The organism is Streptomyces sp. NPDC017991, assembly GCF_044328075.1.
Classification (GTDB): Bacteria; Actinomycetota; Actinomycetes; order Streptomycetales; family Streptomycetaceae; genus Streptomyces.
Window position 1 is genome coordinate 101635 of sequence record NZ_JBIRGP010000007.1, and the last position, 26358, is coordinate 127992.

At 71.0% G+C, this 26358-nt stretch carries 20 protein-coding genes and 2 tRNA genes; 5 read left to right on the plus strand and 17 right to left on the minus strand.

The window, feature by feature from the left end; all coding sequences use genetic code 11:
* Window positions 1-108 precede the first annotated feature (108 nt).
* The 4 genes from ACH4DZ_RS21575 to pgsA all read right to left on the minus strand — a co-directional run bounded on the left by ACH4DZ_RS21575 (window position 109) and on the right by pgsA (window position 3918).
* On the minus strand, window positions 109-654 hold the full coding sequence (locus tag ACH4DZ_RS21575) for a hypothetical protein (RefSeq protein ID WP_398288847.1): 546 nt from the start codon (window positions 652-654) through the stop codon (window positions 109-111).
* A 269-nt stretch (window positions 655-923) separates the two neighbouring features.
* A complete protein-coding gene (locus tag ACH4DZ_RS21580; RefSeq protein WP_398288848.1) occupies window positions 924-2096 on the minus strand; it encodes a glycosyltransferase family 4 protein in 1173 nt (390 codons plus the stop codon).
* The gene (locus ACH4DZ_RS21585) at window positions 2093-3169 is read right to left on the minus strand and encodes a phosphatidylinositol mannoside acyltransferase (RefSeq protein WP_398288850.1); all 1077 of its coding nucleotides are present in this window, start codon (window positions 3167-3169) and stop codon (window positions 2093-2095) included. Before ACH4DZ_RS21585 ends, ACH4DZ_RS21580 begins: the two co-directional genes overlap by 4 nt.
* The gene (pgsA, locus tag ACH4DZ_RS21590; protein ID WP_398289215.1) at window positions 3166-3918 is read right to left on the minus strand and encodes a phosphatidylinositol phosphate synthase; all 753 of its coding nucleotides are present in this window, start codon (window positions 3916-3918) and stop codon (window positions 3166-3168) included. The genes ACH4DZ_RS21585 and pgsA overlap by 4 nt, the downstream gene beginning before the upstream one ends.
* 225 nt (window positions 3919-4143) lie before the next feature.
* On the opposite strand from pgsA, the gene ACH4DZ_RS21595 reads away from it, so the two are divergent.
* Window positions 4144-6351 (plus strand): elongation factor G-like protein EF-G2, encoded by a 2208-nt coding sequence (locus tag ACH4DZ_RS21595; protein WP_398288853.1) that lies wholly within the window; start codon window positions 4144-4146, stop codon window positions 6349-6351.
* Window positions 6352-6506: 155 nt separating this feature from the next.
* Entirely contained in the window at window positions 6507-8180 is a 1674-nt protein-coding gene (locus tag ACH4DZ_RS21600; protein ID WP_398289216.1) for a hypothetical protein, read from the plus strand.
* A gap of 36 nt (window positions 8181-8216) precedes the next feature.
* Here ACH4DZ_RS21600 and ACH4DZ_RS21605 read toward each other — a convergent pair whose 3' ends face one another.
* A complete protein-coding gene (locus ACH4DZ_RS21605; protein ID WP_398288854.1) occupies window positions 8217-8777 on the minus strand; it encodes an HIT family protein in 561 nt (186 codons plus the stop codon).
* A 67-nt stretch (window positions 8778-8844) separates the two neighbouring features.
* Between ACH4DZ_RS21605 and ACH4DZ_RS21610 the strand changes: the two genes are divergently transcribed.
* Window positions 8845-9501, plus strand: a complete 657-nt coding sequence (locus tag ACH4DZ_RS21610; RefSeq protein ID WP_398288856.1) for a potassium channel family protein — start codon at window positions 8845-8847, stop codon at window positions 9499-9501.
* 44 nt (window positions 9502-9545) lie between these two features.
* Here ACH4DZ_RS21610 and thrS read toward each other — a convergent pair whose 3' ends face one another.
* From thrS to ACH4DZ_RS21625, 3 genes are all read right to left on the minus strand, one after another.
* A complete protein-coding gene (thrS, locus tag ACH4DZ_RS21615) occupies window positions 9546-11522 on the minus strand; it encodes a threonine--tRNA ligase (protein WP_398288858.1) in 1977 nt (658 codons plus the stop codon).
* Between the two features lie 160 nt (window positions 11523-11682).
* Window positions 11683-12906: a hypothetical protein gene (locus ACH4DZ_RS21620; RefSeq protein WP_398288860.1), complete on the minus strand. Its 1224-nt coding sequence runs from the start codon at window positions 12904-12906 to the stop codon at window positions 11683-11685.
* Window positions 12903-13469 carry a DUF4365 domain-containing protein gene (locus ACH4DZ_RS21625; RefSeq protein WP_398288861.1) on the minus strand — a complete coding sequence of 189 codons (567 nt, stop codon included), beginning with the start codon at window positions 13467-13469 and terminating at the stop codon, window positions 12903-12905. The genes ACH4DZ_RS21620 and ACH4DZ_RS21625 overlap by 4 nt, the downstream gene beginning before the upstream one ends.
* Before the next feature lie 168 nt (window positions 13470-13637).
* Here ACH4DZ_RS21625 and ACH4DZ_RS21630 point away from each other — a divergent pair, with 168 nt between their 5' ends.
* The gene (locus tag ACH4DZ_RS21630) at window positions 13638-14366 is read left to right on the plus strand and encodes a 3'-5' exonuclease (RefSeq protein WP_398288862.1); all 729 of its coding nucleotides are present in this window, start codon (window positions 13638-13640) and stop codon (window positions 14364-14366) included.
* Window positions 14367-14464: 98 nt separating this feature from the next.
* On the opposite strand, the gene ACH4DZ_RS21635 is transcribed toward ACH4DZ_RS21630, so the two are convergent.
* Window positions 14465-14536: transfer RNA gene (locus ACH4DZ_RS21635), tRNA-Val, on the minus strand.
* A gap of 39 nt (window positions 14537-14575) precedes the next feature.
* Window positions 14576-15034, minus strand: a complete 459-nt coding sequence (locus ACH4DZ_RS21640) for an SRPBCC family protein (protein WP_398288864.1) — start codon at window positions 15032-15034, stop codon at window positions 14576-14578.
* Between the two features lie 161 nt (window positions 15035-15195).
* Here ACH4DZ_RS21640 and ACH4DZ_RS21645 point away from each other — a divergent pair, with 161 nt between their 5' ends.
* Window positions 15196-17637 (plus strand): SCO7613 C-terminal domain-containing membrane protein, encoded by a 2442-nt coding sequence (locus ACH4DZ_RS21645; protein WP_398288865.1) that lies wholly within the window; start codon window positions 15196-15198, stop codon window positions 17635-17637.
* Between the two features lie 235 nt (window positions 17638-17872).
* Here ACH4DZ_RS21645 and ACH4DZ_RS21650 read toward each other — a convergent pair whose 3' ends face one another.
* From ACH4DZ_RS21650 to ACH4DZ_RS21680, 7 genes are all read right to left on the minus strand, one after another.
* Window positions 17873-20620, minus strand: a complete 2748-nt coding sequence (locus ACH4DZ_RS21650; RefSeq protein WP_398288866.1) for a Tat pathway signal sequence domain protein — start codon at window positions 20618-20620, stop codon at window positions 17873-17875.
* A gap of 145 nt (window positions 20621-20765) precedes the next feature.
* A complete protein-coding gene (locus ACH4DZ_RS21655) occupies window positions 20766-21386 on the minus strand; it encodes a hypothetical protein (protein ID WP_398288868.1) in 621 nt (206 codons plus the stop codon).
* Between the two features lie 5 nt (window positions 21387-21391).
* Complete coding sequence (locus ACH4DZ_RS21660) at window positions 21392-22315, minus strand: carbohydrate ABC transporter permease (protein ID WP_398288869.1); 924 nt, start codon at window positions 22313-22315, stop codon at window positions 21392-21394.
* Window positions 22312-23271 (minus strand): carbohydrate ABC transporter permease, encoded by a 960-nt coding sequence (locus ACH4DZ_RS21665; protein ID WP_398288871.1) that lies wholly within the window; start codon window positions 23269-23271, stop codon window positions 22312-22314. The genes ACH4DZ_RS21660 and ACH4DZ_RS21665 overlap by 4 nt, the downstream gene beginning before the upstream one ends.
* Before the next feature lie 11 nt (window positions 23272-23282).
* Window positions 23283-24572, minus strand: a complete 1290-nt coding sequence (locus ACH4DZ_RS21670; RefSeq protein WP_398288872.1) for an extracellular solute-binding protein — start codon at window positions 24570-24572, stop codon at window positions 23283-23285.
* Between the two features lie 1168 nt (window positions 24573-25740).
* Window positions 25741-25812: transfer RNA gene (locus ACH4DZ_RS21675), tRNA-Val, on the minus strand.
* 69 nt (window positions 25813-25881) lie between these two features.
* Window positions 25882-26316 carry a TIGR02611 family protein gene (locus tag ACH4DZ_RS21680; protein WP_398288874.1) on the minus strand — a complete coding sequence of 145 codons (435 nt, stop codon included), beginning with the start codon at window positions 26314-26316 and terminating at the stop codon, window positions 25882-25884.
* Window positions 26317-26358 lie beyond the last annotated feature (42 nt).

The window sequence follows — 26358 nt, forward strand, 5'->3', positions numbered from 1 at the left end:
AGCAAGGGCCAATGGGTAGGCGGTGGCTCATTTTCCGCGCGCTGATACGGGTTTTACCTGGTCAGCGCCCTGCGTGAGGGGCTGGTGCGTAGTCCACGCGCGCGTGGACTACGTCCCGGGGCGGTCCGCCAGCGCCGTCGGCGGCTCGTCGTCCATCTCGACGGCCAGGGGGAACGGGGCGTGTCCGGCCAGCCGGAACCAGCGCACCGTGCGGTGGCGGCGCAGGGCACGGGCCGCCCGTACGGCGTCGTTGTGGAAGCGCCGGGCCATCGGTACGCGGCGGACCGCCTGGGCGAGTTCGCGGGCCGCTTCCTCGCCGCCCCGGGCCGCCCGGACCGCCTCGACCTGCTCGGTCGCTCCGAAGACGGCCCGCAGTGCCTGGCTGAGGTCGCTCTCGGCGACCTCCCGGTGGTCCTCCTCGGCCTGCCGGGCGGCGTGCGCCGCCTCGTAGAGCACCATCGACGCGGCCGGATCGAGCACGCCGGCGGTGGCCAGTTCCTGTGCGACCGAGGCGCGGCGCAGGAGCTGTGCGTCGAGGGCCGCGCGGGCCGCGTCGATGCGCGAGTGCAGGCGGTCGAGGCGGCCTGCCGTCCAGCTCAGGTAGAGGCCGATCGCCACGAGGGCGACCACGATCCAGATCAGTGTGGAGGTCACGGGGGCACACGCTACCGGTGGGGGTGGGGGCGCCTTGCCCGGCGGCGCCCCCGCGATGGCGCCTGCGGCGCCTGTCCGATCGTTTCCGGGTGCGGCCCGGTGGGGGCTGGTCGCGCAGTTCCCCGCGCCCCTGAGGGGCGGGGCTTCGCCCCTGCCCATCCGTCCGCCGGGCGGGATGAAAAGCACGGCGAAGCCGGCTTTTCAGGGGCGCGGGGAACTGCGCGACACGCCCCCACCGGCCCGCAGCCGAAACACTGCCGCCCGGAGGGTCAGTCGCGGGCCAGCCCGAAGCGGGCCAGGAGACCACCCGGCTCCGCCGGTTCGTCCGCCGCCGCCACCGCCGCCGCGCCGTCCGTGACCGTCTCGTACACGGACAGGATGTCCGCGCCGACCGTCGACCAGTCGAAGCGCCGCACGTGCGCGCTCCCCCGCTCGCGCAGTTCCGCGCGTCGCGCCGGATCGCCGAGGAGCCGTACCGCCGACGCGGCCAGCGCGTCCGCGTCCTCGTTGGTGAACAGCTCGCCCGCCGCGCCCTGGTCCAGGACCTGCGCGAACGCGTCGAGGTCGGAGGCGAGCACGGGCGCGCCCGCCGACATGGCCTCGACCAGGATGATGCCGAAGCTCTCGCCGCCGGTGTTGGGCGCGATGTACAGGTCGACGCTGCGCAGGAACCGCGCCTTGTCCTCGTCGCTGACCATGCCGAGGAACTCGACGCGCGAGCGCAGCTCGGCCGGAAGCTTCTCGACCGCCTCCTTCTCGTCGCCGCGTCCGGCGACCAGCAGCCGGGTCTCCGGCCGCTCGGCGAGGATCTTCGGCAACGCCTTCATGAGGACCGGCAGGCCCTTGCGGGGCTCGTCGATACGGCCCACGAAGCCGATCGTGCCGCCCTGCCACGCGGGGTTGGGCTCGGCCTTCGCGAAGTGGTCCACGTCGACGCCGTTCGGGATGACCACGGCGTCGCCGCCCAGGTGCTCGACGAGCGTGCGCCGCGCGTACTCGCTGACCGCGATCCGCGCGCTGATCTTCTCCAGGGCGGGCTGCAGGATCGGGTACGCGGCGATCATCGCGCGGGACCGCGGGTTCGACGTGTGGAAGGTGGCGACGATCGGCCCCTGGGCCGCCCAGCAGGCCAGCAGGCCGAGGGACGGCGAGGCCGGCTCGTGGATGTGGATGACGTCGAACGTGCCGTCGTGCAGCCAGCGGCGGACCCGCGCGGCGGACAGGAACCCGAAGTTGAGGCGCGCGACCGAGCCGTTGTACGGCACCGGAACGGCACGGCCCGCCGAGACGACGTACGGCGGGAGCGGTGTCTCGTCGTCGGCGGGCGCGAGGACGGACACGTGGTGCCCGAGCGCGATGAGGTGGTCGGCCAGGTCGCGGATGTGGAACTGGACTCCCCCGGGGACGTCCCAGGAGTACGGGCAGACGATGCCGATCCTCATGGCCGCTCCCCCGGCCGGACCTGATCGTCGTGCCGGATCCCGTCGTCGAGCCGTGCCCCGTGGTCGTGGCGGACCCCGTCATCGTGACGAACCCCGTCATCGTGACGGACCCCGTCGTCGTGCCCGTTCCGGTCCTGCTGTGCTCCGGACGGGGGCTGCCCCTCGGTCGTCCCCGGGCGGGGCTCCAGGTCGGCGAGCCACAAGCGTTGCAGCATGTGCCAGTCCTCCGGATGGTCGGCAATCCCCGTGGCGAAGGCGTCGGCCAGCGCCTGCGTCATGACAGACGTCTTCTCGGCCCGCGTACCTGACTCGGGCACCTCGACGGGGGGATGGACCCGGCCACGCATCACGGGCGAGTCGTCGTACCACAGTGTCACCGGCAGCAGCAGCGCGCCGGTCTGCTGGGCGAGCAGGGCCGGGCCCGCGGGCATCCGGGTGGTGTCCCCGAAGAAGGAGACCTCGACCCCGGAGGCGGACAGGTCGCGCTCGGCGACCAGGCAGACCAGGCCGCCGTCGCGCAGCCGCCTGGCCAGCGTGCCGAACGCGGTGCCCCCGCTGTGCGGCAGCACCTCCATGCCGAGGCCCTCGCGGTACGCCACGAACCGGTCGTAGAGCTTCTCGGGCTTGAGGCGCTCGGCGACCGTCGTGAACGGCGTCCGGAGGCTGGTGGTGACCCAGGCGCCAGCGAGGTCCCAGTTGCCCAGGTGCGGCAGCGCGAGGACGACGCCCTTGCCCGCCGCGAGCCCCTCGGTCAGATGGTGGAGGTCCTTCGCCTCGAAACCGCTCCTGATGCGTTCCTCGCTCCAGGCGGGCAGCCGGAACGATTCCATCCAGTAGCGCAGATACGAACGCATGCCCGCGCGGGACAGCTCCGCGAGCCGCTCCGGACTCGCGTCGGGCAGCACGCGCGCGTAGTTCGACTCCAGACGCAGTACGCCCTTGCCGCGCCGCTTCCAGGTGATGTCGGCGATGGTCCGGCCCAGGCGCACGGCCACCGGCTCGGGGAGCTTCTTGACGGCTCCCCAGCCCGCGGCGTACGCGCCGTAGGTCAGCTGGTCCCGCAGACCGCTCACGAGGTGGCCTCGCTGTTGTGCGAGGTGCTTTCCGGTGAGTTCCCCGGCGGGGCGGCGACCTCCGCGTCGGCCTCGGCGGCCTCCCGGCGCACCGTGACGACGCGCTGGATCAGGGTGACGACACTGCCCACGGCGACGATCCACAGGGCGATCGGCAGCAGTACGTCGATGCCTGGCACGCCGAACTTGTGGAAGCCGGCCAGACCGGCCGCGACCAGCGAGATCACCAGGCGTTCGGCGCGCTCGACGAGGCCGTTGACGGCGACGGGCAGGCCGATCGACTCGCCCCGGGCCTTGGTGTACGACACCACCTGACCGCTGGCCAGGCAGAAGATCGACACGGCGCACAGGACGTTGTTGTCACCGCCGCCCGCGTACCAGAGGGCGAAGCCGCCGAAGACCGCGCTGTCGGCCACCCGGTCGAGTGTCGAGTCGAGGAAGGCGCCCCAGCGGCTGGAGCGGCCCAGCTGGCGTGCCATGTTGCCGTCGACCAGGTCCGAGAACACGAACAGCGTGATGACGATCGTGCCCCAGAAGAGCTCTCCCCGGGGGTAGAAGACCAGCGCGCCCGCCATCACTCCGGCCGTGCCCAGGAGGGTGACCGTGTCGGGGCTCACCCCCCGGCGGATGAGAAACGCGGCGAACGGTGTGAGGACACGCGTAAAGAATGCACGCGCGTACTTGTTCAGCATGGCCTTCCCGACGGTCGGTGTGGCCGGGCGGCCCCTGCTGGCCACCGGCTGGCCCATCGTAGCCACGCGTGCGCGTGTGCGACGGTCGGGCACCCGCGCCCCGTGTCACGTCCTGGTGACATCCGGGGGCTCGGCGGGGGGCGGCGCGATCGTGTCCGCCGTATGGACGCACCGTGACACGAGTGCGAAGCTCGATGGCACCGCGGGCGTCAACGGAGCCGCCATTCGCGGATCCGCCGGCCCGCGCCCACAGTGACCTCACCGTGCACGGGAGGCAATTCCATGGGCGACAACGCGAACGCACACTCCGGAGCCGCCGGCAGGGCTACGGCGGCCGACCACCCCGCGTCCGTACGGAATGTGGTGCTGGTCGGCCACAGCGGTTCGGGCAAGACGACTCTGGTGGAGGCTCTCGCGCTGACCGCGGGAGCGGTGAACAGGGCGGGCCGTGTGGAGGACGGCGGCACCGTCTCCGACTACGACGAGATCGAGCACCGGCAGCAGCGCTCGGTGCAGCTCTCCCTGGTCCCGGTCGACTGGGACGGATACAAGATAAATGTGCTGGACACTCCCGGCTACGCCGATTTCGTCGGCGAGCTGAGGGCCGGTCTGCGGGCGGCGGACGCGGCCCTTTTCGTCGTCTCGGCCTCGGACGGGGTGGACGGCTCGACGCGCGTGGTGTGGGAGGAGTGCGCGGCGGTGGGCATGCCGAGGGCCATCGTGGTGACGCACCTGGAGTCGGCGCGGGCCGACTTCGACGAGATGACCCGGATCTGCGCGGACGCCTTCGGCGCGGACGACCCCGACGCCGTACTGCCGCTGTACCTGCCGCTGCACGGCTCTCAGGGACCCGACGGGCACGTGCCGGTGACGGGGCTGATCGGGCTGCTCTCGCAGCGGCTGTTCGACTACTCGTCCGGGGAGCGCAAGGAGTCCGAGCCGGGTCCCGAGCAGATGCCGCTCATCGAGGCGGCCCGCAACCGGCTGATCGAGGGAATCATCTCGGAGAGTGAGGACGAGACCCTCATGGACCGCTATCTCGGCGGTGAGGAGATCGATTTCAGGACACTCGTGCAGGACCTGGAGCGGGCCGTCGCGCGCGGGGTCTTCCATCCGGTGCTGGCCGCCGCGCCCGCCGCCGAGGGAGCCCGGCAGGGGCTGGGCACGGTGGAGCTGCTCGAACTGATCACGGGCGGCTTCCCGACGCCGCTGGAGCGCGAGGCCCCGATGGTCACCACCCCGGACGGCCGGGCCCGCCGGGTCAGGGCGTGCGATCCGGACGGGCCGCTGGTCGCCGAGGTCGTGAAGACCGCCTCCGACCCGTACGTGGGCCGGGTCTCGATGGTGCGGGTGTTCTCCGGGACGCTGCGTCCGGACGAGACGGTGCACGTGTCCGGGCACGGCCTCGCCGACCACGGTCACGAGGGCCGTGCCCTCCACGAGGCGGACGAACGCATCGGCGCCCTGTCCGCTCCCTTCGGCAAGCAGCAGCGCGCCCTCACGCACGCGATCGCGGGCGATCTGGCCTGTGTGGCCAAGCTGCACCGCGCCGAGACCGGGGACACGCTTTCGGCCAAGGACGACCCGCTCCTGATGGAGCCCTGGGAGATGCCCGACCCCCTGCTGCCGCTCGCCATCCAGGCGCACAGCAAGGCCGACGAGGACAAGCTCTCGCAAGGTCTGGGCCGGCTGGTCGCCGAGGACCCCACCATGCGCCTGGAACAGAACCGGAACACCCACCAGGTCGTCCTGTGGTGCCTGGGCGAGGCCCACGCGGACGTCGCCCTGGAACGGCTGCGCAACCGGTACGGCGTCCAGGTCGACGTCGTACCGCACAAGGTGTCCCTGCGGGAGACGTTCGCCACCAGGTCGGCGGGGCGCGGCCGTCATGTGAAGCAGTCCGGCGGGCACGGGCAGTACGCGATCTGCGAGATCGAGGTGGAGCCGCTGCCCGGGGGCTCCGGCATCGAGTTCGTCGACAAGGTGGTGGGCGGTGCCGTGCCCCGGCAGTTCATCCCGTCCGTGGAGAAGGGAGTGCGCGCCCAGGCCGCCAGGGGCGTGACCGCGGGCTATCCGCTCATCGACGTGCGGATCACGCTGACCGACGGCAAGGCGCACTCCGTGGACTCGTCGGACGCGGCGTTCCAGACCGCCGGCGCGCTCGCCCTGCGGGAGGCCGCGACCGACGCGCGGATCCATCTCCTGGAGCCGGTCGCCGAGGTGACGGTCCTGGTGGGCGACGAGTACGTGGGGGCCGTGATGAGCGATCTGTCGGGCCGGCGCGGACGGGTCGTCGGCACCGAACAGACGCCGGGCGGCCGGACCCTCGTACGGGCCGAGGTCCCGGAGATCGAGATCGGGCGGTACGCGGTCGATCTGCGCTCCCTCTCGCACGGGACCGCGCGTTTCGACCGCACCTATGCCCGGCACGAGCCCATGCCGCCGCAGTTGACCGACAGGGTCCGCGAACAGGCTCAGGGCGCGCACTAGTTGGTCTCCCCTTCGACCGGCGGACGGCTGCGGCGGTCCGCCGACGAATGTCGGTCCCTGGCGCTACCCTGAGAACCTGATCAAGACGATGACCTGATCAACAGGTGTGCGGAGCACCGAAGTCGGGAATGCCGCAGCAGCGGGGCAAGGCGGCGATGGGGGCGGCAATGGCGGACGACGCATTCGATTTCAGGCCCGGGGCACAGGTTCCGCTCTCGGGTTCGGCGGGACAGACGGCGGCGACGTTCGCGCTCGCCTCCGCGGCCTATCGGGACAGTCCCGTCGAAGCGATCCTCGACGCCAACAGCGAGTGGCACCAGTCGAAGGTCTCACCGGGCCTCAAGTGGGCGTCGATCTTCAAGCCGAACCTGGGCGAGGCCTTCGCCCGGGCCGTGCAGCTCCGGATGCTGGGCGGCGGCCGGGGCGCGCTCATCCAGTCCTTCGGCACGGAGCCGCAGGTGGTCGTCGAGCACTGTCTGGCGGCGAACCGCATCCGCAAGGAGCGGGACAGCTGGCTCACCGCGGTGATGGCGCTGACCGGCCTGATCTTCCTGCCCGGTCTGCTGATCTGGCTGCTGGTCTTCCAGATCCGCCGCTCGGTCGCCAAGGCCGAGGACAAGCGGGCCGGGGTTCTCGCCACCACGATCCTGATCGGGGTGGGCGGCCTGGCGGTCCTCTTCCTGCTCAAGATGCCCTTCGGCGGCTTCTGGGCCTGGTACGCACGCGCGGCGATCGTCGCGCCCGTCCTGGGCTGGTTCTGGGCGAAGCAGATCTGCGAGCGCACGGCCCACGATCTGCGGGAGCGCTGGAGCAGCCTGCTGGCGGGCGGCGGCATCGGCGCCAAGATTCCCGAGGCGGTGCCCGGCAGCCCCGGCGAGACGACGGCCGAGCGGCTGCGCCAGGGTTTGGCACGCCTGAGCGCCGAGCAGCAGTCGAACTCGGTCTTCTACGCGGGCCCCAAGGGAATACTGGGCATGGGCACACGCTGGGGCACCTGGCAGCTCGCCGAGGACCTGGTGTCGGCCGACTCCACCAAGGAGATCCATCCCTTCCGCAGCTGGGACGTGATCCGGTCGATCCACGACCAGCTGCGCATGCTGGAGCGCGGCCCGCTCAACACCGGTGGTTTCCCGGCGCCTTCGATAAAGCACTGGGTGGTCACACCGATCAACGAGAACGCGGGCTCGGTCTCCCGCCCGGGCGGCACCGACGTGGACGCGTACCAGGTCAAGACGCACAAAATACAGGAGATCTGCAACAAGCAGCAGTTCGGCAGCGGTGACCGCCACTACCTCGGGGTCCAGTGGACCCTCTGGGACGGCCAGTTGATCATCACGATGCTGATCACCGTGACCGTGCTGCACGAGACGCTGCGCATCGAGGTCACCGGTCACGCCCTGGGGCCCGTGCACTCGCTGTTCACCAGCGGGCCCGCCGCCAAGACGAAGACGGTCCCGAAGACCGTCAGGTTCTGGGAGACCAAGACGCAGAAGCTGCCGCTGGTCGACGCCGACGAGGTCGTACGGCTCGCGGTGCGCGCGCCCTTCACCTGGTATCCGCCGATCCTCGACCACCTCGGCGGCAAGCTGACCCTGCCGGAGCCCTTCGGCCTGCGCCACGCCTGGGCGGCCAAGCCCTGGCGGCACCGCTTCATGGCGGACGACGCCCTGCGCGCCGCGACCCCCGTGCTGCGGGTGGTGCACGCGGCAGCGATCAGGGTGCTGAACGACAACGGCGTGGACACGACGAAGTTCGGCAGCCGCTCGTCCGCCCTCAGCGGGGCCGTCCAGGAAGCCTCACCGAGGAAGGCGGATCTGTACGACGCGTAGGCGTCTACGCGGGATGGACCTCCGGGAGGCCGGGCCTCAGACCGACGGCCAGGCCTCCGCGAGCATCTTCCGGGTGTCCGCGAGGAGTTGCGGCAGCACCCGGGTGTGCCCGACCACCGGCATGAAGTTCGTGTCCCCGCCCCAGCGGGGCACGATGTGCTGGTGGAGGTGCGCGGCGATACCGGCCCCCGCGACCGAACCCTGGTTCATGCCGATGTTGAAGCCGTGCGCACCGGACGCGGTCCGCAGCGCGGTCATCGCCTGCTTGGTCAGCTCGCCGAGCTCGGCGGTCTCCGGGACGGTCAGATCGGTGTAGTCCGCGACATGCCGGTAGGGCACGACCATCAGATGGCCACCGTTGTACGGGTACAGGTTGAGCACCGCGTAGACCTGCTCGCCGCGCTTGATGACGAGCCCGTCCTCGTCGGATTTCGCCGGAATCGCGCAGAACGGACAGCCGTCGCCGGCCCCGGGACCGGTCGGCTTGTTCTCACCCTGGATGTACGCCATCCGGTGGGGCGTCCACAGGCGCTGGAACGCGTCCTGTGTGCCGACTCCGATCTGCTGCTCCGGCTCACTCGTCATGGGGTGAAGCATATGGCTTCGCCCGTTCGCGGCGTGTCGCCGGGTACCGCGCGAAAGGGCCCGCCGCCAAGCTGAGGTGATGGACGACGACACCCGCACGACGCGCTGGGAGCGCCGCACCGAGCTGCCGCTCGTCGTCACCTCTGTGCTCTTCTTCACCTCGTACGCGATCCGGGTCCTGGGCCACGGGCTGCCGGAGCCCTGGCCGAGCGCCTGTGGCGCGGTGATGCTGGGGGCCTGGGCGGTGTTCGCCGTCGACTACGCCGTGCGCTGGCGGCTGAGCGGCCAGGGGCCCCGTTTCGTACGGAGGCACTGGCTGGACACGGTCGTCCTGGTGCTGCCCCTGCTGCGCCCGCTGCGCGTGGTGAAGGTCTACGAGGCCGTGCAGCGCCGACGCGGGCGGCCCCGGCTGGCCCTGCACGCCCGCGTGATCACGTACGCGGGTCTGGCCGTGTCCCTCCTCGGCTTCGCGGGCGCGCTCGCCGTGTACCAGCAGGAGCGCACGGCACCGGGCGCGACGATCCACACCTTCGGCGACGCGGTGTGGTGGACCTGCGCGACGATGGCGACCGTGGGGTACGGCGATGTGGCTCCCGTGACGGCCGCGGGGCGGGTGATCGCGGTGGGGCTGATGGCCTGCGGGCTCGCCCTGCTCGGCGCGGTGACGGGGTCGTTCTCGTCCTGGCTGCTCCAGGTGTTCTCCAGTGAGGAGAAAGAGAAGCCCCCGGACGGCTGAGCCGAACCGGGGGCTTGTCGTCGCGCGCCTCGGCGCGCGGGGCCTCAGATCTGCACCCGCTCCTCGACGACCTTCGCGATCTTCGCGATGGCCTCGTCGAGCGGGATGCCGTTCTCCTGGGAGCCGTCGCGGTAACGGAAGGAGACGGCACCGGCGACCATGTCCTCGTCGCCCGCGATGACCATGAAGGGCACCTTCTGCTTCTGGGCGTTGCGGATCTTCTTCTGCATGCGGTCGGAGGACGAGTCGACCTCGACCCGCAGCCCCTTCTTCTTCGCCTCGGCGGCGAACTTCCGCAGATGGTCGATGTGCGCGTCGCCGATCGGGATGCCGACCGCCTGGACGGGCGCCAGCCACGCCGGGAACGCGCCCGCGTAGTGCTCAAGGAGCACCGCGAAGAAGCGCTCGATCGACCCGAACAGCGCCCGGTGGATCATGACGGGGCGCTGCTTGGTGCCGTCGGGGCCGGTGTACTCCAGGTCGAACCGCTCGGGCAGGTTGAAGTCGAGCTGCACGGTCGACATCTGCCAGGTCCGGCCGATCGCGTCCTTGCACTGGACGGAGATCTTCGGCCCGTAGAACGCGGCGCCGCCCGGGTCCGGGACGAGCGGGAGGCCCTGCTTCTCGGCCACCTGCCGCAGTGTCTTGGTGGCCTCGTCCCAGGCCTCGTCCGAGCCGACGAACTTCTCCGGGTCCTTGGTGGACAGCTCCAGGTAGAAGTCGGTCAGGCCGTAGTCGCGCAGCAGCCCGAGCACGAAGGTCAGCGTCCGGTCGAGCTCCTCGGCCATCTGCTCGCGGGTGCAGTAGATGTGCGCGTCGTCCTGGGTGAAGCCGCGGGCCCGGGTCAGACCGTGCACGACACCGGACTTCTCGTACCGGTACACGGTTCCGAACTCGAAGAGGCGCAGCGGCAGTTCACGGTAGGAGCGGCCGCGCGCGTCGAAGATCAGGTTGTGCATCGGGCAGTTCATGGGCTTGAGGTAGTAGTCCACGCCCTCGTCGAGCTGCATGGGCGGGTACATGCCGTCGGCGTACCAGTCCAGGTGGCCCGAGGTCTCGAAGAGCTTCCCCTTGGTGGCGTGCGGGGTGTAGACGAACTCGTACCCCTCCTCCTCGTGGCGGCGCCGCGAGTAGTCCTCCATGACGCGGCGGATGATGCCGCCCTTGGGGTGGAAGACCGCGAGGCCCGAGCCGATCTGCTCCGGGATGGAGAACAGGTCCAGTTCGTTGCCGAGCTTGCGGTGGTCGCGCTTCTCGGCCTCGGCGAGGAACTCCAGGTGCGCCTTCAGCTCGTCCTTGGTGGGCCAGGCGGTGCCGTAGATGCGCTGGAGCATCGGGTTCTTCTCGCTGCCGCGCCAGTAGGCGGCGGCGTTGCGCATCAGCTTGAACGCCGGGATGTTCCGGGTGGTGGGCAGGTGGGGACCGCGGCAGAGGTCCTTCCAGCACAGGTCGCCGGTCTTGGCGTCGAGGTTGTCGTAGATGGTGAGCTCGCCGGCGCCCACCTCGACGTCCGCGCCGTCGTCGCTCGAAGCGGCGCCCTTGAGGCCGATGAGCTCCAGCTTGTACGGCTCGTCGGCGAGTTCCTCGCGGGCGGCCTCGTCGGTGACGACCCGGCGGGAGAAGCGCTGGCCGCGCTTCTGGATCTCCTGCATCTTCTTCTCGACGGCCTTGAGGTCCTCGGGGGTGAAGGGCCTCGCCACGTCGAAGTCGTAGTAGAAGCCGTCCTTGACCGGCGGGCCGATGCCCAGCTTGGCCTCGGGGAACAGCTCCTGCACGGCCTGGGCCATCACGTGCGCGGTGGAGTGGCGCAGGATGTCGAGGCCGTCCTTGGAGGAGATCTCGACGCTCTCGACGGTCTCGCCGTCCTTCACCTCGTACGCGAGGTCCTTCAGCTCGCCGGCCACGCGCGCGGCCACGATGGTGCGCTCACCGGCGAAGAGCTCGGCCGCCGTAGTCCCCGTCGTCACCACGCGCTCTTCCCGCTCGGAATCGCGTTGGATGATCACACGGACGTCTGACACCGGACTCTCCTACCTGAAGGGAACGCGCGCGGCGACTCCTGCGCGCGTCTTGGAAGGATCGTACCGAGCCGGGGGCGCCCACCGCGAAACGGTTGTCCCCCACGGCCGTCGGTCCCGCCCCGCGGCCCGCGACCGAGCACGCCCCTGACCCACCCCCACGTCAGTCCTCGGTGCACGCCTCCTCGAAGACGTCGAGGTTCTCCTGGAGCGACTTCATCAGGCGGTCGCGTTCCGCCTCGTCCACCTGGACCGGTGTCACCCCGGACGCCCCGGTCAGCCGCCTGAATCCGCCGCGGCTCTCCAGCCGGCCGTGCACCCGCACCGGGAGCCCGACGAGATGGGCCTGCCCGGCGATCCGGTACGACTCCTCGTCCAGGGTCATCCGGACGTGCGGCACCTCGGCGCCCGCGATGACCTTCAGCCGTACGGTTCCGTCGCCGCGCGGCCCTGACCTGCGCATCCGCACCACGGCGCCGGTGATGCGCACGGGCACGGACGGCTCCTCGCGCAGATAGCGGGCCCCCGCCTCGCGCAGCGCGGGCAGGTCGCCGGGCGAGAACTCGACGGGTTCCGCGGACGCCGCGCACCCCTCGGGGACCCCGGCGGCGGGCGCCCACCCGACAGCGATCCTGGCACCCTCCGTGCCCCGCACCAGCACCACGAGCGCCTCCGTCAGCTCATGGCTCACACCCGCCTCGACAGCCCCGTCGAAGGCGTCCATGCCACCGGTGGCACGCCGGTAGTCGATCGCCTCACGGGCCGCGTACAACGCCTGGCGCAGCCGGACGGCGAGGGGGCGGCCGGTGGCGACCGGGACGAAAGCGGTGAGACGACGGCCACCGGGGGAAGCTCCGACCAGCACGTTCTCCAGGGAGGCGGCGGCGGGCCTGCGGTGGCGGGCGCCGTGGTAGCCGGCCCGCCCACGGGTGGCGAGGGCGCCGGCGAGGAGGATCCGCCGTGCCGCCGTGCGCATCTGTTCCTCGACCGTCCACGGCGACGTGCCGACCGGGCCCACCGGCACATCGCGCCACCAGTGGATCTCGTCGCTGGGCACGGCGAGGCCGACCAGGACGTCACGGGCGGACGGCGAACCGCTGCGCGACAGCGCGAGGAGGGCCTCCCCCAGAAGGTCCTCGCTGTCCGGGAACGCCCGGCTCTCCGGCACGAGCAGGCTGGTGCCGGATCCGCCGGGGCCGGGTGGGGTCCAGCGGCCGTACCGGCCGGGTGCTCCGCCGCGGCGCTGCCAGCCGTGCCGGTGCAGCAGCGCACCGAGGACGGCGGGGTCGACCTCGTCGGGCCTCGGCGGCTGGTCCCACGGCCCGGGCGGCTCGACGGGGTGGGGCCTGACGGGGCGTAGGGGCTCGTCGAAGGGGCGGTGCGTCACGGTCTGCCTCCCGTACCGACCCGCGTCATGATCTCGCAGAGCGCCCTGTCGTCGAAGACGCGCGTGGTCGGTATCCGCACGGTGGTCCTGCGCCGGCCGGTGATCCGGTGTCCGGCGAGGTTGATCCAGTAGCAGCAGTGCCGCAGGTCGAGGCCTTCGTGGCCGGCACGCAGCCAGTCGTCCTGTGATCTGGGCACGAGCATCACGACCAGTATTTTGTGCACCGAGACCGGGGTCCGGGCCAGCTTCTCCAGGTGGGCGTTGTCGAGCGTGAAGGAGAAGCCGGCGCCCGGCGGGTTCGGCGGGATCTGGTACGTGCACTTGAGCTGCACCTTGATGGTGACTTCGTCGTCGACCGTGTGCCCGGGGGCGCTGTGGCTGACGTGCCAGTCGATGCCGTTGTCCGGAAAGGGCTGGGACAGGGAGCAGCCCGAGGCGGCCGCCACCGCGTGCAGATAGCCGACCTGCAGCGTCTCCATGCATGCGGTGGTGGCCAGTGAGCCGCGATGCGGTGCCGTCCGCCGGGGCAGCAGCCCGCCCTGCTCGGGCTGCGCGAGCGCCATGTCCAACAGCCTTCCGAATCCCGTGAATCCCCGTGCCGAGTCGCTGAACTGCAAAGACCCGTACCTCTGTTGTCTCCTCCCGGCGTACGGCGCAAACAGCCCGGGTATCACAAAAAGGGCAGGGGACGGCGCGTCAACTGCCGAAGGTGAACGAGGAGTTGTGTGCGTATGACGTGCTGGTACGAAGGGCCCTTGACCGCTTTCGACACGGAGACGACCGGTGTCGACGTGGAAACCGACCGGATCGTGTCGGCGGCCATCGTCGTGCAGGACGCTCCCGGCAGCCGCCCGCGCGTGCGTCGCTGGCTGGTGAATCCGGGGGTGCCGGTGCCCGAGGCGGCCACGGCGGTGCACGGGCTGACGGACGAACACCTGCGGCGCAGCGGCCGCTGGCCGTCGCCCGTCATGGACGAGATAGTCAGGGAGCTGGCCGAACAGAGCGCGGCGGGACGCCCGCTCGTGGTGATGAACGCGCCCTTCGATCTGACGCTCCTGGACCGGGAGTTGCGCAGGCACCGGGCATCCTCGCTGGACCACTGGTTCGAGTCCGTGCCGCTGCGCGTCCTCGATCCGCGGGTCCTCGACAAGTATCTGGACCGCTACCGCAAGGGCCGCCGCACGCTCACGGACCTGTGCGAGCACTACGAGGTGGAGCTGCAGGGCGCCCACGAGGCGGCGGCCGACGCGCTGGCCTCGCTGGAGGTCGTCCGGGCGATCGGGCGGCGTTTCGCGACCCGCATGGAGCGGCTCTCGCCGGCCGAACTGCACACGCTGCAGGGCGGCTGGCACGCGGCGCAGGCCCGCGGCCTGCAGGCGTGGTTCGCCCGCAGCGGCTCGGAGGAGCTGGTCGACCAGTCCTGGCCCCTGCGGCCCGAACTCCCGGCGGAGGCCGCCTGAGCGACGCCGGGTGCGGGGCCGGAGCCACGCCGTGCGCGGTGCCCGGACGCCAGGCATGCAAAAAGCCGGTCCGTCTGTGACGGACCGGCCTCTCCCGGTGGGCGATACTGGGTTCGAACCAGTGACCTCTTCGGTGTGAACGAAGCGCTCTCCCACTGAGCTAATCGCCCGGGAACGCACCGAACAATACAGGTCTCCGTGCGTTTCCTTCAAACCGCTTCGCGGTTCCCCCGGAGGTGGGCGGCCAGCCCCCGCCGCCCCGCCCGCATCATCAGCGCGTGATTGGCGCGGAAGACGGGCCGCCCCGGTACCGCGAAGCGTCGCAGCAGCGGCTTGGTCACGTGCACCTCCTGGTCGTAACGGGCGCGGGTGTCCGGCCCGTCGGCGGCGACGGTCCACCGCGCCCAGCCGTCCACGTCACCCGTCATCGCGATCTCCAGGATTCCGGCCGCCCGGTCGCGCCGGACCTCCCTGGCGGTGAACACCAGGTCGTAGGGCAGCACCGAGCGGATCCGGATGACACCGCTGACCTCGTCGAAGGGCGTCACCTCGCGCACCTGCGGCCACCAGCGCGGATAGTGCTCGGCGTCGGCCAGCGCGCCGTAGACGTCGTCGGGCGGGGCGGCGAGGGTCCAGAGGCTGCGGAAGCGGTAGTGCGTCCAGTCCATGGGTCTCATGATCCGGGTCTGCCCGCCCACGACAAGCCCATGACCTCCCGGGGCCGCCCACGACTGCCCACGACTGCTCACGACTGCCCATGACGGATCTGAGTACGTCCTGAGTACGTGCGCTCATGCCGTGGGCCGTGACCCGGACCACACTCCGAGGCATGACGAACATTCCGCCGCCGGCCGAGGAGTTGCGGATCCTCGACCACGAGCTGTGGCAACTGGACGCCCGCAGGGCCCAGTTGCTGGCCCGCCGGATCTGGCTGCTCGACGTGCTCCGGTCGGCCGGGCCCCAGGCGGCCCCGGCCCATGTCCCTGCCACCTGGCCACCGCGCGGGCCCCGGCCCCGACGCCCGGAGGCCACGGCCCCCGGTGTGCAGAACGTGCTGCTCGTGCTCGGCGGCGTCCTGCTGACCATCGCGGCCATCGCGTTCACGCTGGTGAGCTGGGGCGACATGGGCATCGCCGGACGGGCGGCGGTCCTCGGCGCGGTCACGACGGCCGCGCTCGCCGCGCCGGTGCCACTGCTGAAGCGCGGCCTCCGCTCGACGGCTGAATCGGTGGCGGGCCTCGGCCTCGCCCTGACGGTGCTCGACGCCTACGCCCTGCACGAGGTCGCCCTCTCCGCGGTGGACGGCACCGGCTACGCGGCAGCGGCGACGGCGCTCCTGGCCGCGCTGTGGACGGCGTACGGCCGTGTTCTCGGCGATCTGCGGCTGCCGCTCCCGGCGGCCGTGGCGACGGCCCAACTCCCCCTGCTGCTCTGGGCGGTGGCGGCCGGTGCGGGCGACCACACGATCACGGCAGCACTCCTGGTGACGGCCGCGTCGGACACGGCGCTGGCCCTTTCCGCCCCGGTGCGGTCCATCCGGTCCGTACGAGTCGTCGCCGCCGTCGGCGCGTACGGGACGGGCGCCCTCGGCGTCCTGGCGGCCGGCTTCCTCACGTGGGACGCCCCCGGTCCGAGCGCCGCCGCCCGTGCGGCGGCGCTCCTCGCCCTCGCCGCGGCGATCGCGCTCGGGGCCGCCTGGCGTGCCCCCGAGGCGCGGGCCGCTCTCGGTCTGGCGTCGGCCGGCGGTCTGATCGCCGTCGCCGCGGCGGGCGGCGTGCTGCGCCCGGTACTGCCCGGTGTGTGGACGGTACCGGCCTGTCTGGCCTGCGCGAGCGCACTGCTGTCGGTACGCGGCACCTGGCTGCCCGGGACCGTACGCCGAGGCCTGCACCTGTCGTCCGCGACGGTGCAGGCGCTCGCAGTGGCCTGGGCCCTGCCCCTCGTCGCCCTGGCCCTTCTCGGCCCGGTCGGCTGGGCCGCACACGTGTGGTCGGGTACGCCGTCGGACGCCCGCGACGCGGTGACGATCTCCGCGCCCTGGCCGTCCGGCACGGAGAGCGCCCCGCTGGTGCTGGCGGCGGTGGCGGCGGTGCTGGCCCTGCGGTTCCGGAGCAGCCCGCTCCGCCCCCTCGCTTCGAGCGGGGCACTGCTCCTGGCCTGGTCCGCGACCCTCGCCCTGCCCGCCATCGCACAGCTCCCCTACCCGGCAGCCCTGTCGGCGCACGGCGCGATCACGGCGGCACTGCTGACGGCGGCGGCGTACACGTCCGCGACCGGCGACCGCCCCCTGCCGGAAGGCCGCCGCGCACCTCTGCTCCCGACCACCGCGCTCTGCCTCGCACTCGTCGGCTCGCTCCACCTCGTGGCCCTCTCCCTGACCTCCGAGGCCGCCACACTGGCCGTGCTCGCAAGCCTGACCGCGGCCTTCGCCTCGGCCGCCGTCCCACGGAAGTGGACGACCATCCGGGCCGTCACCACGGCCACCGCCCTCGCGTACGCCACGGCGCTCGCCTGTGCCGTCGGCGCGTCCCTCGGCCGGCAGCCGCAGTACATCGCGCTGCTCGTCCTGGTGGTGCCGGCCGTTGCCGCGGTGCTGGCGCCCCGGCTCGGCGATCGCGCGACGACGGTGTCCGCCGAGATCACGGGAGTCGTCGCGGCACTGCTGGCGATCGCCCTCGCGACCGCCGAACCGCCCGTCCTCGCCCTGGTCCTGGCCCTGTGCGGCGTGATCGCCGCGGGCACCGCCGTACGCGAGGACCGCAGGCGGGTCGGCCATGCGGCGGCCGCGCTGTTCGTGCTGGCCGCGTGGGTCCGGCTGGCCGCCTGGGAGGTCGGCGCCCCGGAGGCGTACACGCTGCCGGTGACCGTGCCCGCGCTGCTTCTCGGGTACGCCCGCAGGAGCCGTGACGCGGAGGCCTCGTCCTGGACGGCGTACGGTCCCGGCCTCTCGGTGACGCTGCTGCCGAGCCTCCTGGCCGTGTGGGGCGACGCGAACTGGCCGCGCCCCCTGCTCCTGGGTGCCGCGGCACTCGCCGTCACCCTCATCGGCGTCCGGCACCGCCTCCGGGCACCGCTCGTCCTCGGCGGCGGCACCCTGGTCCTGGTCGCGCTCCACGAACTGGCCCCGTACATGGCCCAGGCCATGGGCGCGGTCCCCCGCTGGGCGCCCCCCGCCCTGGCCGGCCTCCTGCTCCTGACCCTGGGCGCCACCTACGAACAACGCCTACGGGACGCCCGCCGGGTCAGGGATGTCCTGGGCAGAATGCACTGACACCGACGCCCGACGAGGCCCCCTGCGGGGAGTCGCCCCGCCAGGGGCGCTCCCGAGGGGCGCGGGGAACGGCGCGCCCAGCCACAACCGACCCGCACCCGGACACCCCACCCCGGAGGGGACCCCAGCCCCGTGGGGGCGCAGCGCACCGCGGGCACGTGTACCGCCGCGCGCACGTCGTGGCTGGCCGCGCAGTTCCCCGCGCCCCCGAAGGGCCCCACCCCCAGCGGCAGCGTCACGGCATCTTGTCGCCGATCAACGCCAGATTCTGAATCGCCGCCAACCCGTACAACGCAGTCGTGTTCGTCGACACCCAGGACGCCTCGCTCCCCGGGACCAACCCCACCGGCCCCGCCACCTCCTTCGTGGACCAGTCGGTCGACTCCTTGTAGTCCCACGTGTCGGCACTGTTGTAGAACTGCCGCCACGCCCGCGCGGCCAGCGCGTCGTCCCCCAGCTCGACAGCCGCGTACGCGTCCTGCCGCGAGTGCCCCTGGAACAGCAGCAGCGACCCGAAGTCGGACCCGTAACGAGCCTTCTGCTCGGCCTTGGTCGCGTTGAAGTACCGGCAGTAGTCGAGCCACGCCTCCTTGAACTCCGGCATGTCGATCTGGTCGAGCAGTTCGGCGTTCAGCTCGACGAGCCCGAACATCGCGGACAGGTGCGAGACACCCACCACGGCCGAGTCCGCGACGGCGAACCTCCCGGTGTCCAGGTCGTACAGCGCACTGCCCTGGACGAACCCGTTCGGCTGCGCGGCGATGGTCTCCATCGTCGACAGCACCCGCGCCTTCGCCTTCTCCCACTTCGGCCCGCGCCGCTCCCACTCGGTGAGCCACGCCGACACGAGCCCGCTCCAGTCGGTGCCGAAGCCGATCGAGAGGGCGTTGCGGTCCGGCTCGTACGGCTCGGTGCGGATCTTGCGGATCGGATCGAGCACGAGGAACGTCTCGTCGGAGTCGACGTTGGCGTGCATGAGGTCGCCGACCCGTTCGTCACCGGTGAGGAAGTAGTAGTAGCGCCGGTAGGTCGTGTTGGCGATGCGCTGCTGCTTGGCGCTGTCGGCGTAGTGCTGCACGCCGTGCCGGGTGCCGAGGCCGGCCCACTCGCCCAGGTGGTAGACGTCGACCTCGCCGGTGTGCCGGGTCATCGCCTCCGCGAACCGGAAGATGTCGGCGCGCCCGGAGCGCATGTAGGCGAACCAGAGCCACAGGTCGGGCGACAGCTCGGAGTTGTCCCAGGCGTAGCCGCCGACGTCGTAGCACCACTGGTGACGGCTCGGATCGTACGTGTGCATGATGTCGCCGTAGTCCCAGAACCCGTACCACCTACGCATCTCCACCTGGTCCTTGTAATAGGTGAAGAGGAAGTCGAGATGGTCCTCGATCTTCGCCTTGGCGGCGGTGGAGCGGTCCGGTTCGGCGAACAGCCCGCCGAAGACGCCCGCCTTGACGAGGTGCCTGGGCGGAGCGGCGAGCTGTGCCGGCTTGCGTACGGCGGCCACCTGCTTCGCCATCGCCTCGGCGCTCGGTGTCGACTCGTGGGCCCAGAAGAGGAGTTCGCTGGTGCGGGCGATGCCGTAGGGGGTGCCGAAGCCGGGCTCGTAGTCCTCGTAGGTGATGTTGAGGCCTTCGAGCTGCTCGGGATAGGTGTCCTGGCCCATGCCGTCGTGGTAGAAGCGCAGGTCCATGGGCTGCGACTCGGGCGACCAGAGCCAGAGCGTGACCTCGGCCTCGTCGGTCTGGGCGTCGCGGATGTCGAGCTGGGCGGGGAACTTCTCCCAGAAGTCCCGCAGCCCGAAGGAGAGTCCACCGCTGGCACCACCCACGTACCCGAAGCCGCCGGCCCGCCGGCCACCGCCCGCGGAGATCCAGCCGTGGCCCTTCTTGGTGCGCTTGCGCACGCCGAAGCCGTCGGCGGAGAGCTGCGAGAGGGTGTAGTCGCCCCACTCGGGGATGTACTGGAGCCGGGTGGTCACCCGCTGGTCCCAGGTCGACGGATCGGGCAGCTTCCGCCCCTCGAACTGGGCCGTCCGGATGGCCGCGCCCGGGTCCCGGCGCAGCCCGGTGATGCCCTTGACCGCCTCGCGCAGCAGCCCGGTCCCCTCCCCGCCGATACGGATGTGCCGGTCGTACGCGGCGTCGCGCATCGGCACCTTGAAGCGGACGCCGATGCCGCGGATGAAGTCCCCGCTCGCCTTCCCGGGCTCCTGGGTGCCGTCGAAGGTGATCGTGTGCACCATGCGGAACGACTCGCCGCCCGCGTAGAAGTAGAGCCGGACCGAGAAGGGCAGCCAGCTCCGGCTGCCCTTGCGGTGCTTGCCGTCGATGCGGACCACGGCACGGACCGGGCCGTCCTGCTCGACCTCCACCTCCGCGATGGCGCTCTCGAACCGCTCGTACTTCTCGGCGCCCTGGTCGCCGTCCTCGATCTCGGGCTGGCGCAGCAGCACGAGGCGGCCGTCCTTGGCGATCTCCGTCGAGCCGCGGGTGACGGACTTGACGAGGGTGGAGCCGCTCCGGCCGATCTTCGCGGTGATGACCCCGGTCGAGACGGTGATGGTGCCGCCGCTCCTGCCGACCGTGACCTTCTTCTCCGGGGCGGCGGGCGAACCCGCGTCGAGGGTGAGTTCTCCGCTGCCCGCCCCCGGCCCGACCGCGTGCGCGGTCCACTTCAGGGAGCCGTCGGGCCAGTAGCCGATCGGCCAGGACTGGACGGGCACGGCCTTGCCGTCGGCGTCGGTCAGCGCGAACGTCTGGTCCTTGTCGTACGCGCCCTTCGGCCAGGGCACGCCCACAGTCGAGCCGGGCGCCTCGCCGAGGCCGCCGTCCTCCAGCCAGTCCAGGGTCACCGGATCCGCGTCGGCGGCCTCGGCTCTCGGGGCGGCCTGCGCCTCCTGCGCGCCCAGGGCCCAGCTGAACTGGGCGGCGGCTCCGGCGACGGCGGCCGCCTTGAGGAGGGACCTGCGGGGGATGGGGGACATGGCCTTTCCTTTCCTTGCGAGGAGGTCAGGTGCATGACAGGGGGAGGTACGACGCCGAGGCGCCGACCTGGTTCGGAGCGGTCGGAGCGGTCGGGGTCGGGGTCGGGGTCGGGGTCGGGGCGGTCGAAGCCACCGGAACGGCTGGTCAGCGGTGCCGGCCGCGTTCCTCCACGGCGAGGGCCGCCGCCGCGACGGCCCCCAGGACGGGGATCGCCAGCGGCGGCACGAACCAGCCGGAGACGGCCACGACAGCCAGTCCGCCGACGAGCAGGAAGGACCCGGCGGGATCCAGGACGGTACGGCGTCCGGCGGCGCCCAGCAGTTCCCGCCACCGGGCGCCCGGCTCCCAGACCGCCGCCGCACGAAGCCCCGCGACGGCCAGCCCGAGCAGCGCGAACAGCCCCACGGCCCCGACGAACGGGCCGCCGGGGATCCCCGCGCGCACGGCCTGCACATCCACCCACACCGCGAGCGCGGCGGCCCATCCTGCGAGCCCGGCGATCCACCCGCCGCGCACGGCCGTGCGGAAATCCACGACGAACTCCCGCCAGCCGCCCGCCTCGTGGGCCGTACGCCGCCGCAGATGCCGGGACCCGGCGGCGAACGCGGCGGGGTAGGTGACCACGGGCAGCGAGGCCACCGCGATCCACACCCCGGTGAGCAGACACTCGGCGAAGAGCGCGAACCGCTCGGCGAGGGCGGACTCCCGCTTCGGGGGCTTCCGGGCGGAAGCCGACGCGGGTGCCGGTGCCGTACGAGCCTTCATGTGTGTCAGCCCTTCAGACCGGAGGTCGCCATACCGTCGATCAGATAGCGCTGGAAGGCGAGGAAGAAGGCCAGCACGGGCAGCAGCGCCACCAGCGACATGGCGATCATGCCGCCGTAGTTGGCGACGCCCTCCTGGTCGCGGAACATCATCATGCCGAGGGAGACGGTGTACTTGGCGGGCTCGTTGAGGTAGATCAGCGGGCCCATGAAGTCGTTCCAGGCGTTGATGAAGGTGAAGATCGCGCTGGTGATCAGGGCCGGCCGGCACAGCGGCAGCACGATCGACCAGTAGATCCGCAGATGCCCGCAGCCGTCGAGCCGTGCCGCCTCGTCCAGCTCCCTGGGCAGGTTCCGCATGAACTGCACCATGAGGAAGACGAAGAACGCCTCGGTGGCGAGGAACTTGCCGATCAGCAGCGGCACGTACGTATTGATCAGTTCCATCTTCTGGAACATCACGTACTGCGGGATGAGCAGCACGTGGTACGGCAGCAGCAGGGTGCCGATCATCAGCGAGAACATCAGGTTGCGCCCGGCGAACCGGATGCGGGCGAAGGCGTACGCCGTCAGCGAGCAGGAGATCAGGATGCCGACGACGGAGCCGAGAGCGTAGAAGAGCGAGTTCTGGAAGAACGTGGCGATCGAGATGTCCGCGATGCCGTCGGCCAGCCCCTTGAAGTTCTGGAGGATCGGGCTGGTCGGGAAGAGCTGCAGGCTGCCGATGATCTCCCGGCTGGGCTTGAACGAGGCGCCAAGGACCCAGACGACGGGATAGAGGACGACCGCGAGGACGAGCAGGGCGCCGATGTGCCAGGCGAGCGAGCCGGTGCTCTTCCGCCCGGGCGCCAGGGACCTGCGCGGCGGGGTGACCTCCGTACCCGGGCTCGTACTCGTGGAGACGCCGTTGGTCGTGGTGGTGGTGCTCATCGGGAGGCCTCCTCGTAGTGCACCCATCGCTTCTGGGACCAGAAGAGGACGGCCGTCACCAGGGCCACGGCGAGCAGCAGCATCCAGGCCATCGCCGAGGCGAAGCCCATCTGGGCCTCCTTGAAGCCCTTCTGGTACAGGTAGCAGGTGTAGACGAGCGTGGAGTCGGCCGGCCCGCAGCTGGTGTTGGAGACGACGTACGCGGAACCGAAGATCTGGAACGAGTGGATGGTCTCCAGCAGCACGTTGAAGAACAGCACCGGGGAGATCATCGGCAGGGTGATGCTCCAGAACCGTTTGAACGGTCCCGCGCCGTCCACCTCGGCCGCCTCGTACAGCTCCTTCGGCACCTGCTTCAGGCCGGCGAGGAAGATGACCATGGGTGCGCCGAACTGCCAGACGGTGAGTGCCACCAGGCTGTAGAGCACCCAGTCCGGGTTGCCGACCCAGCCGCCCACGTCGAGCCCGAAGAACGACTGCGTACGGTCCACGGCGGCGTCGTCGGAGAACAGCGCGCGCCACACGAAGCCGATGGACACACTCGCGCCGATCAGCGAGGGGGCGTAGAAGGCGGCCCGGTAGAAGGCCTGTCCGCGCCGGCTCTGGGCGAGCAGCAGGGCGACCCCGAGCGCGAGCAGCAGTTTCAGCGGGGTGCCGATGACGACGTACTTCGCCGTCACCTCGACCGACTTCTGCCACCGGGGATCGTCGAGCATCCTGGTGAAGTTGTCGAAGCCGATCCACTTCGGGGAGTCGAAGAGGTTGTAGTCGGTGAACGCGAAGTAGAGCGATGCCGCCATGGGCCCCGCGGTCAGCAGCAGGAAGCCGGCGATCCAGGGGGACATGAAGAGGTAGCCGGCCAGATTCTCCCGGCGGCCCCGTCGCCGCACGGCGACAGGACGGCCGGGACGCTTCTCCGGAGCATGCGGCGGAGAGTCCTTGATGAGCGTCGTCACTGCTGTTCCCCTCAGGTGGCGAGGGCGGTCTTCGCCTCGGAGAAGAACTGCTTGACCGCGTCGGAGACCTTGGTCTTGCCCGTCGACATGTCGCCGGCGACCCGCAGGAACGCGGCTTCCACGGTGTCGGCGCCCGCCGGGTGCGGCGTGATGGTCCCGAGCAGGCCGGCCTCGGCGACGTCCGCCTCGTACTTCGCGATCGCCTGGTTGGGGGCGTCAGTGGGCTTGTACGCCTCGAACTGCTCGGTGGTGGAGAGGAGGCCGCGGTCGTAACCCATGATCTTGCCGACCTCGGGGTCGTGCACCATGAAGGAGATGAACTGGGCGACTTCCTTGGGGTGCTTGGTCCGCGCGAAACCGCTCAGCATGAGCGAGCCGAGGTACTGGCCGGTCTCCTTGCCGTCGGTCGTGGGGATCGGCGCCAGGCCGTAGCTGCTGTCGCCCTCCGTGGCGTAGCGCACGGTGAAGTTGTCCCAGGTGAACTCGGACGCGGCGTCACCGGAGGCCAGCGCGGACTTGGGCTTGAGCTGCTCGACCTTCTTCGGGTCGGTGACGATGCCGGCCTTCACGCGGTTGTAGCCGTCCTGCCACCACTCCGTCAGATCGGCCTCCTCGAAGCCGAGTCCGTCCTCGGTGAAGAACGCCTTGCCGTTCTGGCGCAGATAGAGGTCGTAGAGGTACATGATCCCGAAGTAGCCGGTGTCGCCCGCCACCTTCTGGGTGTCGTGGATCTTCTTGAGCGCGGCGAAGTACTCGTCCCAGGTCCAGCCCTGCTCGGCCGTCACGCCGGCGGCTTTGAAGACTTTCTCGTCAATGACGAGTGACATGGTGTTCGAGCCGACGGGTACGCCGAGGAGCTTTCCGTCGACCTCGCCGACCTTCTCCACTCCGGCCCTGAAGTTCTTGAGGTCCAGATTTCCGGCGTCCACTTGCGACTTGAGGTCGAGCAGAACACTTCTCTTGTCGTACTTCCGCAGGAATGCGACCGCGTTCTGGAATACGTCCGGCGGATTCCCGCCGGCGGCCTGCGTCTGGAACTTCTCCCAAAAGGCCACGTAATCCTGGAAGTCCGTCTTCACCTTGATCTTCGGGTACTTCTTCTCGAAGAGCTTGATGGACTGGTTGATGCGCTTGGCCCGCTCCTCGGCACCCCACCAGGCGAAGCGGATCTCGACCGTGCCGTCGCCCGACCCGCCGCTGTCGCCCCCACAGCCCGTGGTCGCGGCGAGCCCCGCCGCCGCGAGCGACGCCCCGGCCGCCTTGAGGACCGTCCGCCTCTCGACACTCCCGTTTATCCCCACAGTCGGGCCTCCTTGCGACATCGCCGTCCGCTGCCATGAATCGTTTCAAGTAAGCGCTTGCTGGCACAAGGTACGGAGGCCCTCAGCGGGCGTCAATGATTCGGACAGGAATTGATGTGAAGCGGCTCGCGCACGCGCCGGCGTGAACTGGGGCGAATTGACTGCGGAGTTGGGCGACTCCGCAGGTAGGGCGGGGTGGGTCGGGTGGTCGAACGGGAATGTGTTGGGGGCGGTGTTCTGGGAAGGGGGGCTGAATGGGAGGGGTGGAAGGGGGCTTGATCGGGGGGGCTTGATCGGGGGGCCTTGTGGGGGTGCGGGGGTGGGGTGGCCCTTGGGGGTGCCTGCCGGGGTTCCCCCGGAGGTTTCTGCGGAGGCCCCAGCCCGGGGCAACCTGGCCGGGGTGTCCTGTCTGGCGGTGCGCCTGGCAGGGGGTGTCCTGCCTGGGGGTGGCGCCTTGCCGAGGGTGTCCTGCCTGGAGATGGCGCCTTGCCGAGGGTGTCCTGCCAGGAGTGGCGTCCCTCCGCTCGACCGTTCTCCTGGGGGCAGCTTCCCAGGGGATGCCACGCTTGGGGCGGGCTCGCCTCCGGGCGGCTTTCGCGAGAACGGCTTCTGCGGGGACAGCTCCGTCGAGGGGGTTCGGGGGTCCCGGGGTCCCGGGGGGGCCGAGGGGTCCCCGGGAGGCGCCTTACGCGGACCCGAGGGCTCCGGCGGGGCCGTCCTTACGCGGGAACTGTCGTCTCGGGGGACCTGGGCCGGCTGGTACGCAGCGTCGCTTCGACGCCGTGCCTTCTGACACGAAGCGGCTGGCCAGGGGGCAGGAAGCCTCGCGGGTCGGCCCCGCGCGGACATGTCGCGTACCCGAGAGCCGGTGGCTCGGCTGGGGCCGGGGCCGGGGCTGGGGCGGGCCGTTCAGTCGGCCCCGCGCACCGGGCCGGGAGTCGTGCAGGGCAAGAGGCGTGACCGGCGCCCATGACCATCGGGCGATCGTCGGGCGACCGTTGGGCGCAGGCCGACGCCGAGGGGTGTGGGATCAGGGGCCGTCGGCCGCGGGAGGCGGCTGCCGCTGCCGCTGCGGCGAACTTTCGGCGGTCGGAGGGCTTGTCGTCCAGAACGGCGAAGGCGGCTGGAGTCCACAGAACTCGTGAACCCCAGCCGCCTATCGGCAGTGTGGGCGATACTGGGATCGAACCAGTGACCTCTTCGGTGTGAACGAAGCGCTCTCCCGCTGAGCTAATCGCCCGGGCGCAGGAAGAAGATTACCCCATGTCAGGGCGTGCGTCCGACCGGCCCGTGAGTGCGTGAACGGCCGCTACTCCTTGATGTTCCACGGCATCTCGATGCCGAACTTCCACACGTACACCCCGACCAGTACCGCGATGATCACCAGCCCGATGGACGTCAGGATGACGTTGCGTCGTCGGACCTTCGGGTCGAGAGCCTTCTGTGTGGCCTCGGTGACTTTCCGTTTCGTCCAGCGGAGCACCAGTTGCGCCCAGACGAACTCGGTCGCCCAGATCGCCATGCCGCCGAAGATCACCAGCCAGCCCGGGCCGGGCAGAGGCAGCATGATCACGCCTGCCACGACGACCGCGAGACCTACTACGAACACGCCCACCTGCCAGCTCAGGTGCAGCATGCGGCGCGCCTTGATGAATTGCGGCGCACGGGATCCGAGCGCCGGCTCGCTCTTGGTTTCGTCGGCCGCCACAGCGGCCTCCCCCGTTCGGTCACTCCCCGTATTCATACGGCCAAACCCTACCGGACGGAAACCCGTCACCGGAATGGC

What these genes read in the sequence shown, in the direction of transcription:
- ACH4DZ_RS21580 (WP_398288848.1), bottom strand. Translation starts at nt 2,096, where the DNA reads ATGAGGATCGGCATCGTCTGCCCGTACTCCTGGGACGTCCCCGGGGGA.
- pgsA (WP_398289215.1), bottom strand. Translation starts at nt 3,918, where the DNA reads ATGGGCCAGCCGGTGGCCAGCAGGGGCCGCCCGGCCACACCGACCGTC.
- ACH4DZ_RS21595 (WP_398288853.1), top strand. Translation starts at nt 4,144, where the DNA reads ATGGGCGACAACGCGAACGCACACTCCGGAGCCGCCGGCAGGGCTACG.
- ACH4DZ_RS21600 (WP_398289216.1), top strand. Translation starts at nt 6,507, where the DNA reads ATGGGGGCGGCAATGGCGGACGACGCATTCGATTTCAGGCCCGGGGCA.
- ACH4DZ_RS21605 (WP_398288854.1), bottom strand. Translation starts at nt 8,777, where the DNA reads ATGCTTCACCCCATGACGAGTGAGCCGGAGCAGCAGATCGGAGTCGGC.
- ACH4DZ_RS21610 (WP_398288856.1), top strand. Translation starts at nt 8,845, where the DNA reads ATGGACGACGACACCCGCACGACGCGCTGGGAGCGCCGCACCGAGCTG.
- ACH4DZ_RS21625 (WP_398288861.1), bottom strand. Translation starts at nt 13,469, where the DNA reads ATGGCGCTCGCGCAGCCCGAGCAGGGCGGGCTGCTGCCCCGGCGGACG.
- ACH4DZ_RS21630 (WP_398288862.1), top strand. Translation starts at nt 13,638, where the DNA reads ATGACGTGCTGGTACGAAGGGCCCTTGACCGCTTTCGACACGGAGACG.
- ACH4DZ_RS21640 (WP_398288864.1), bottom strand. Translation starts at nt 15,034, where the DNA reads ATGGACTGGACGCACTACCGCTTCCGCAGCCTCTGGACCCTCGCCGCC.
- ACH4DZ_RS21645 (WP_398288865.1), top strand. Translation starts at nt 15,196, where the DNA reads ATGACGAACATTCCGCCGCCGGCCGAGGAGTTGCGGATCCTCGACCAC.
- ACH4DZ_RS21650 (WP_398288866.1), bottom strand. Translation starts at nt 20,620, where the DNA reads ATGTCCCCCATCCCCCGCAGGTCCCTCCTCAAGGCGGCCGCCGTCGCC.
- ACH4DZ_RS21655 (WP_398288868.1), bottom strand. Translation starts at nt 21,386, where the DNA reads ATGAAGGCTCGTACGGCACCGGCACCCGCGTCGGCTTCCGCCCGGAAG.
- ACH4DZ_RS21660 (WP_398288869.1), bottom strand. Translation starts at nt 22,315, where the DNA reads ATGAGCACCACCACCACGACCAACGGCGTCTCCACGAGTACGAGCCCG.
- ACH4DZ_RS21680 (WP_398288874.1), bottom strand. Translation starts at nt 26,316, where the DNA reads ATGAATACGGGGAGTGACCGAACGGGGGAGGCCGCTGTGGCGGCCGAC.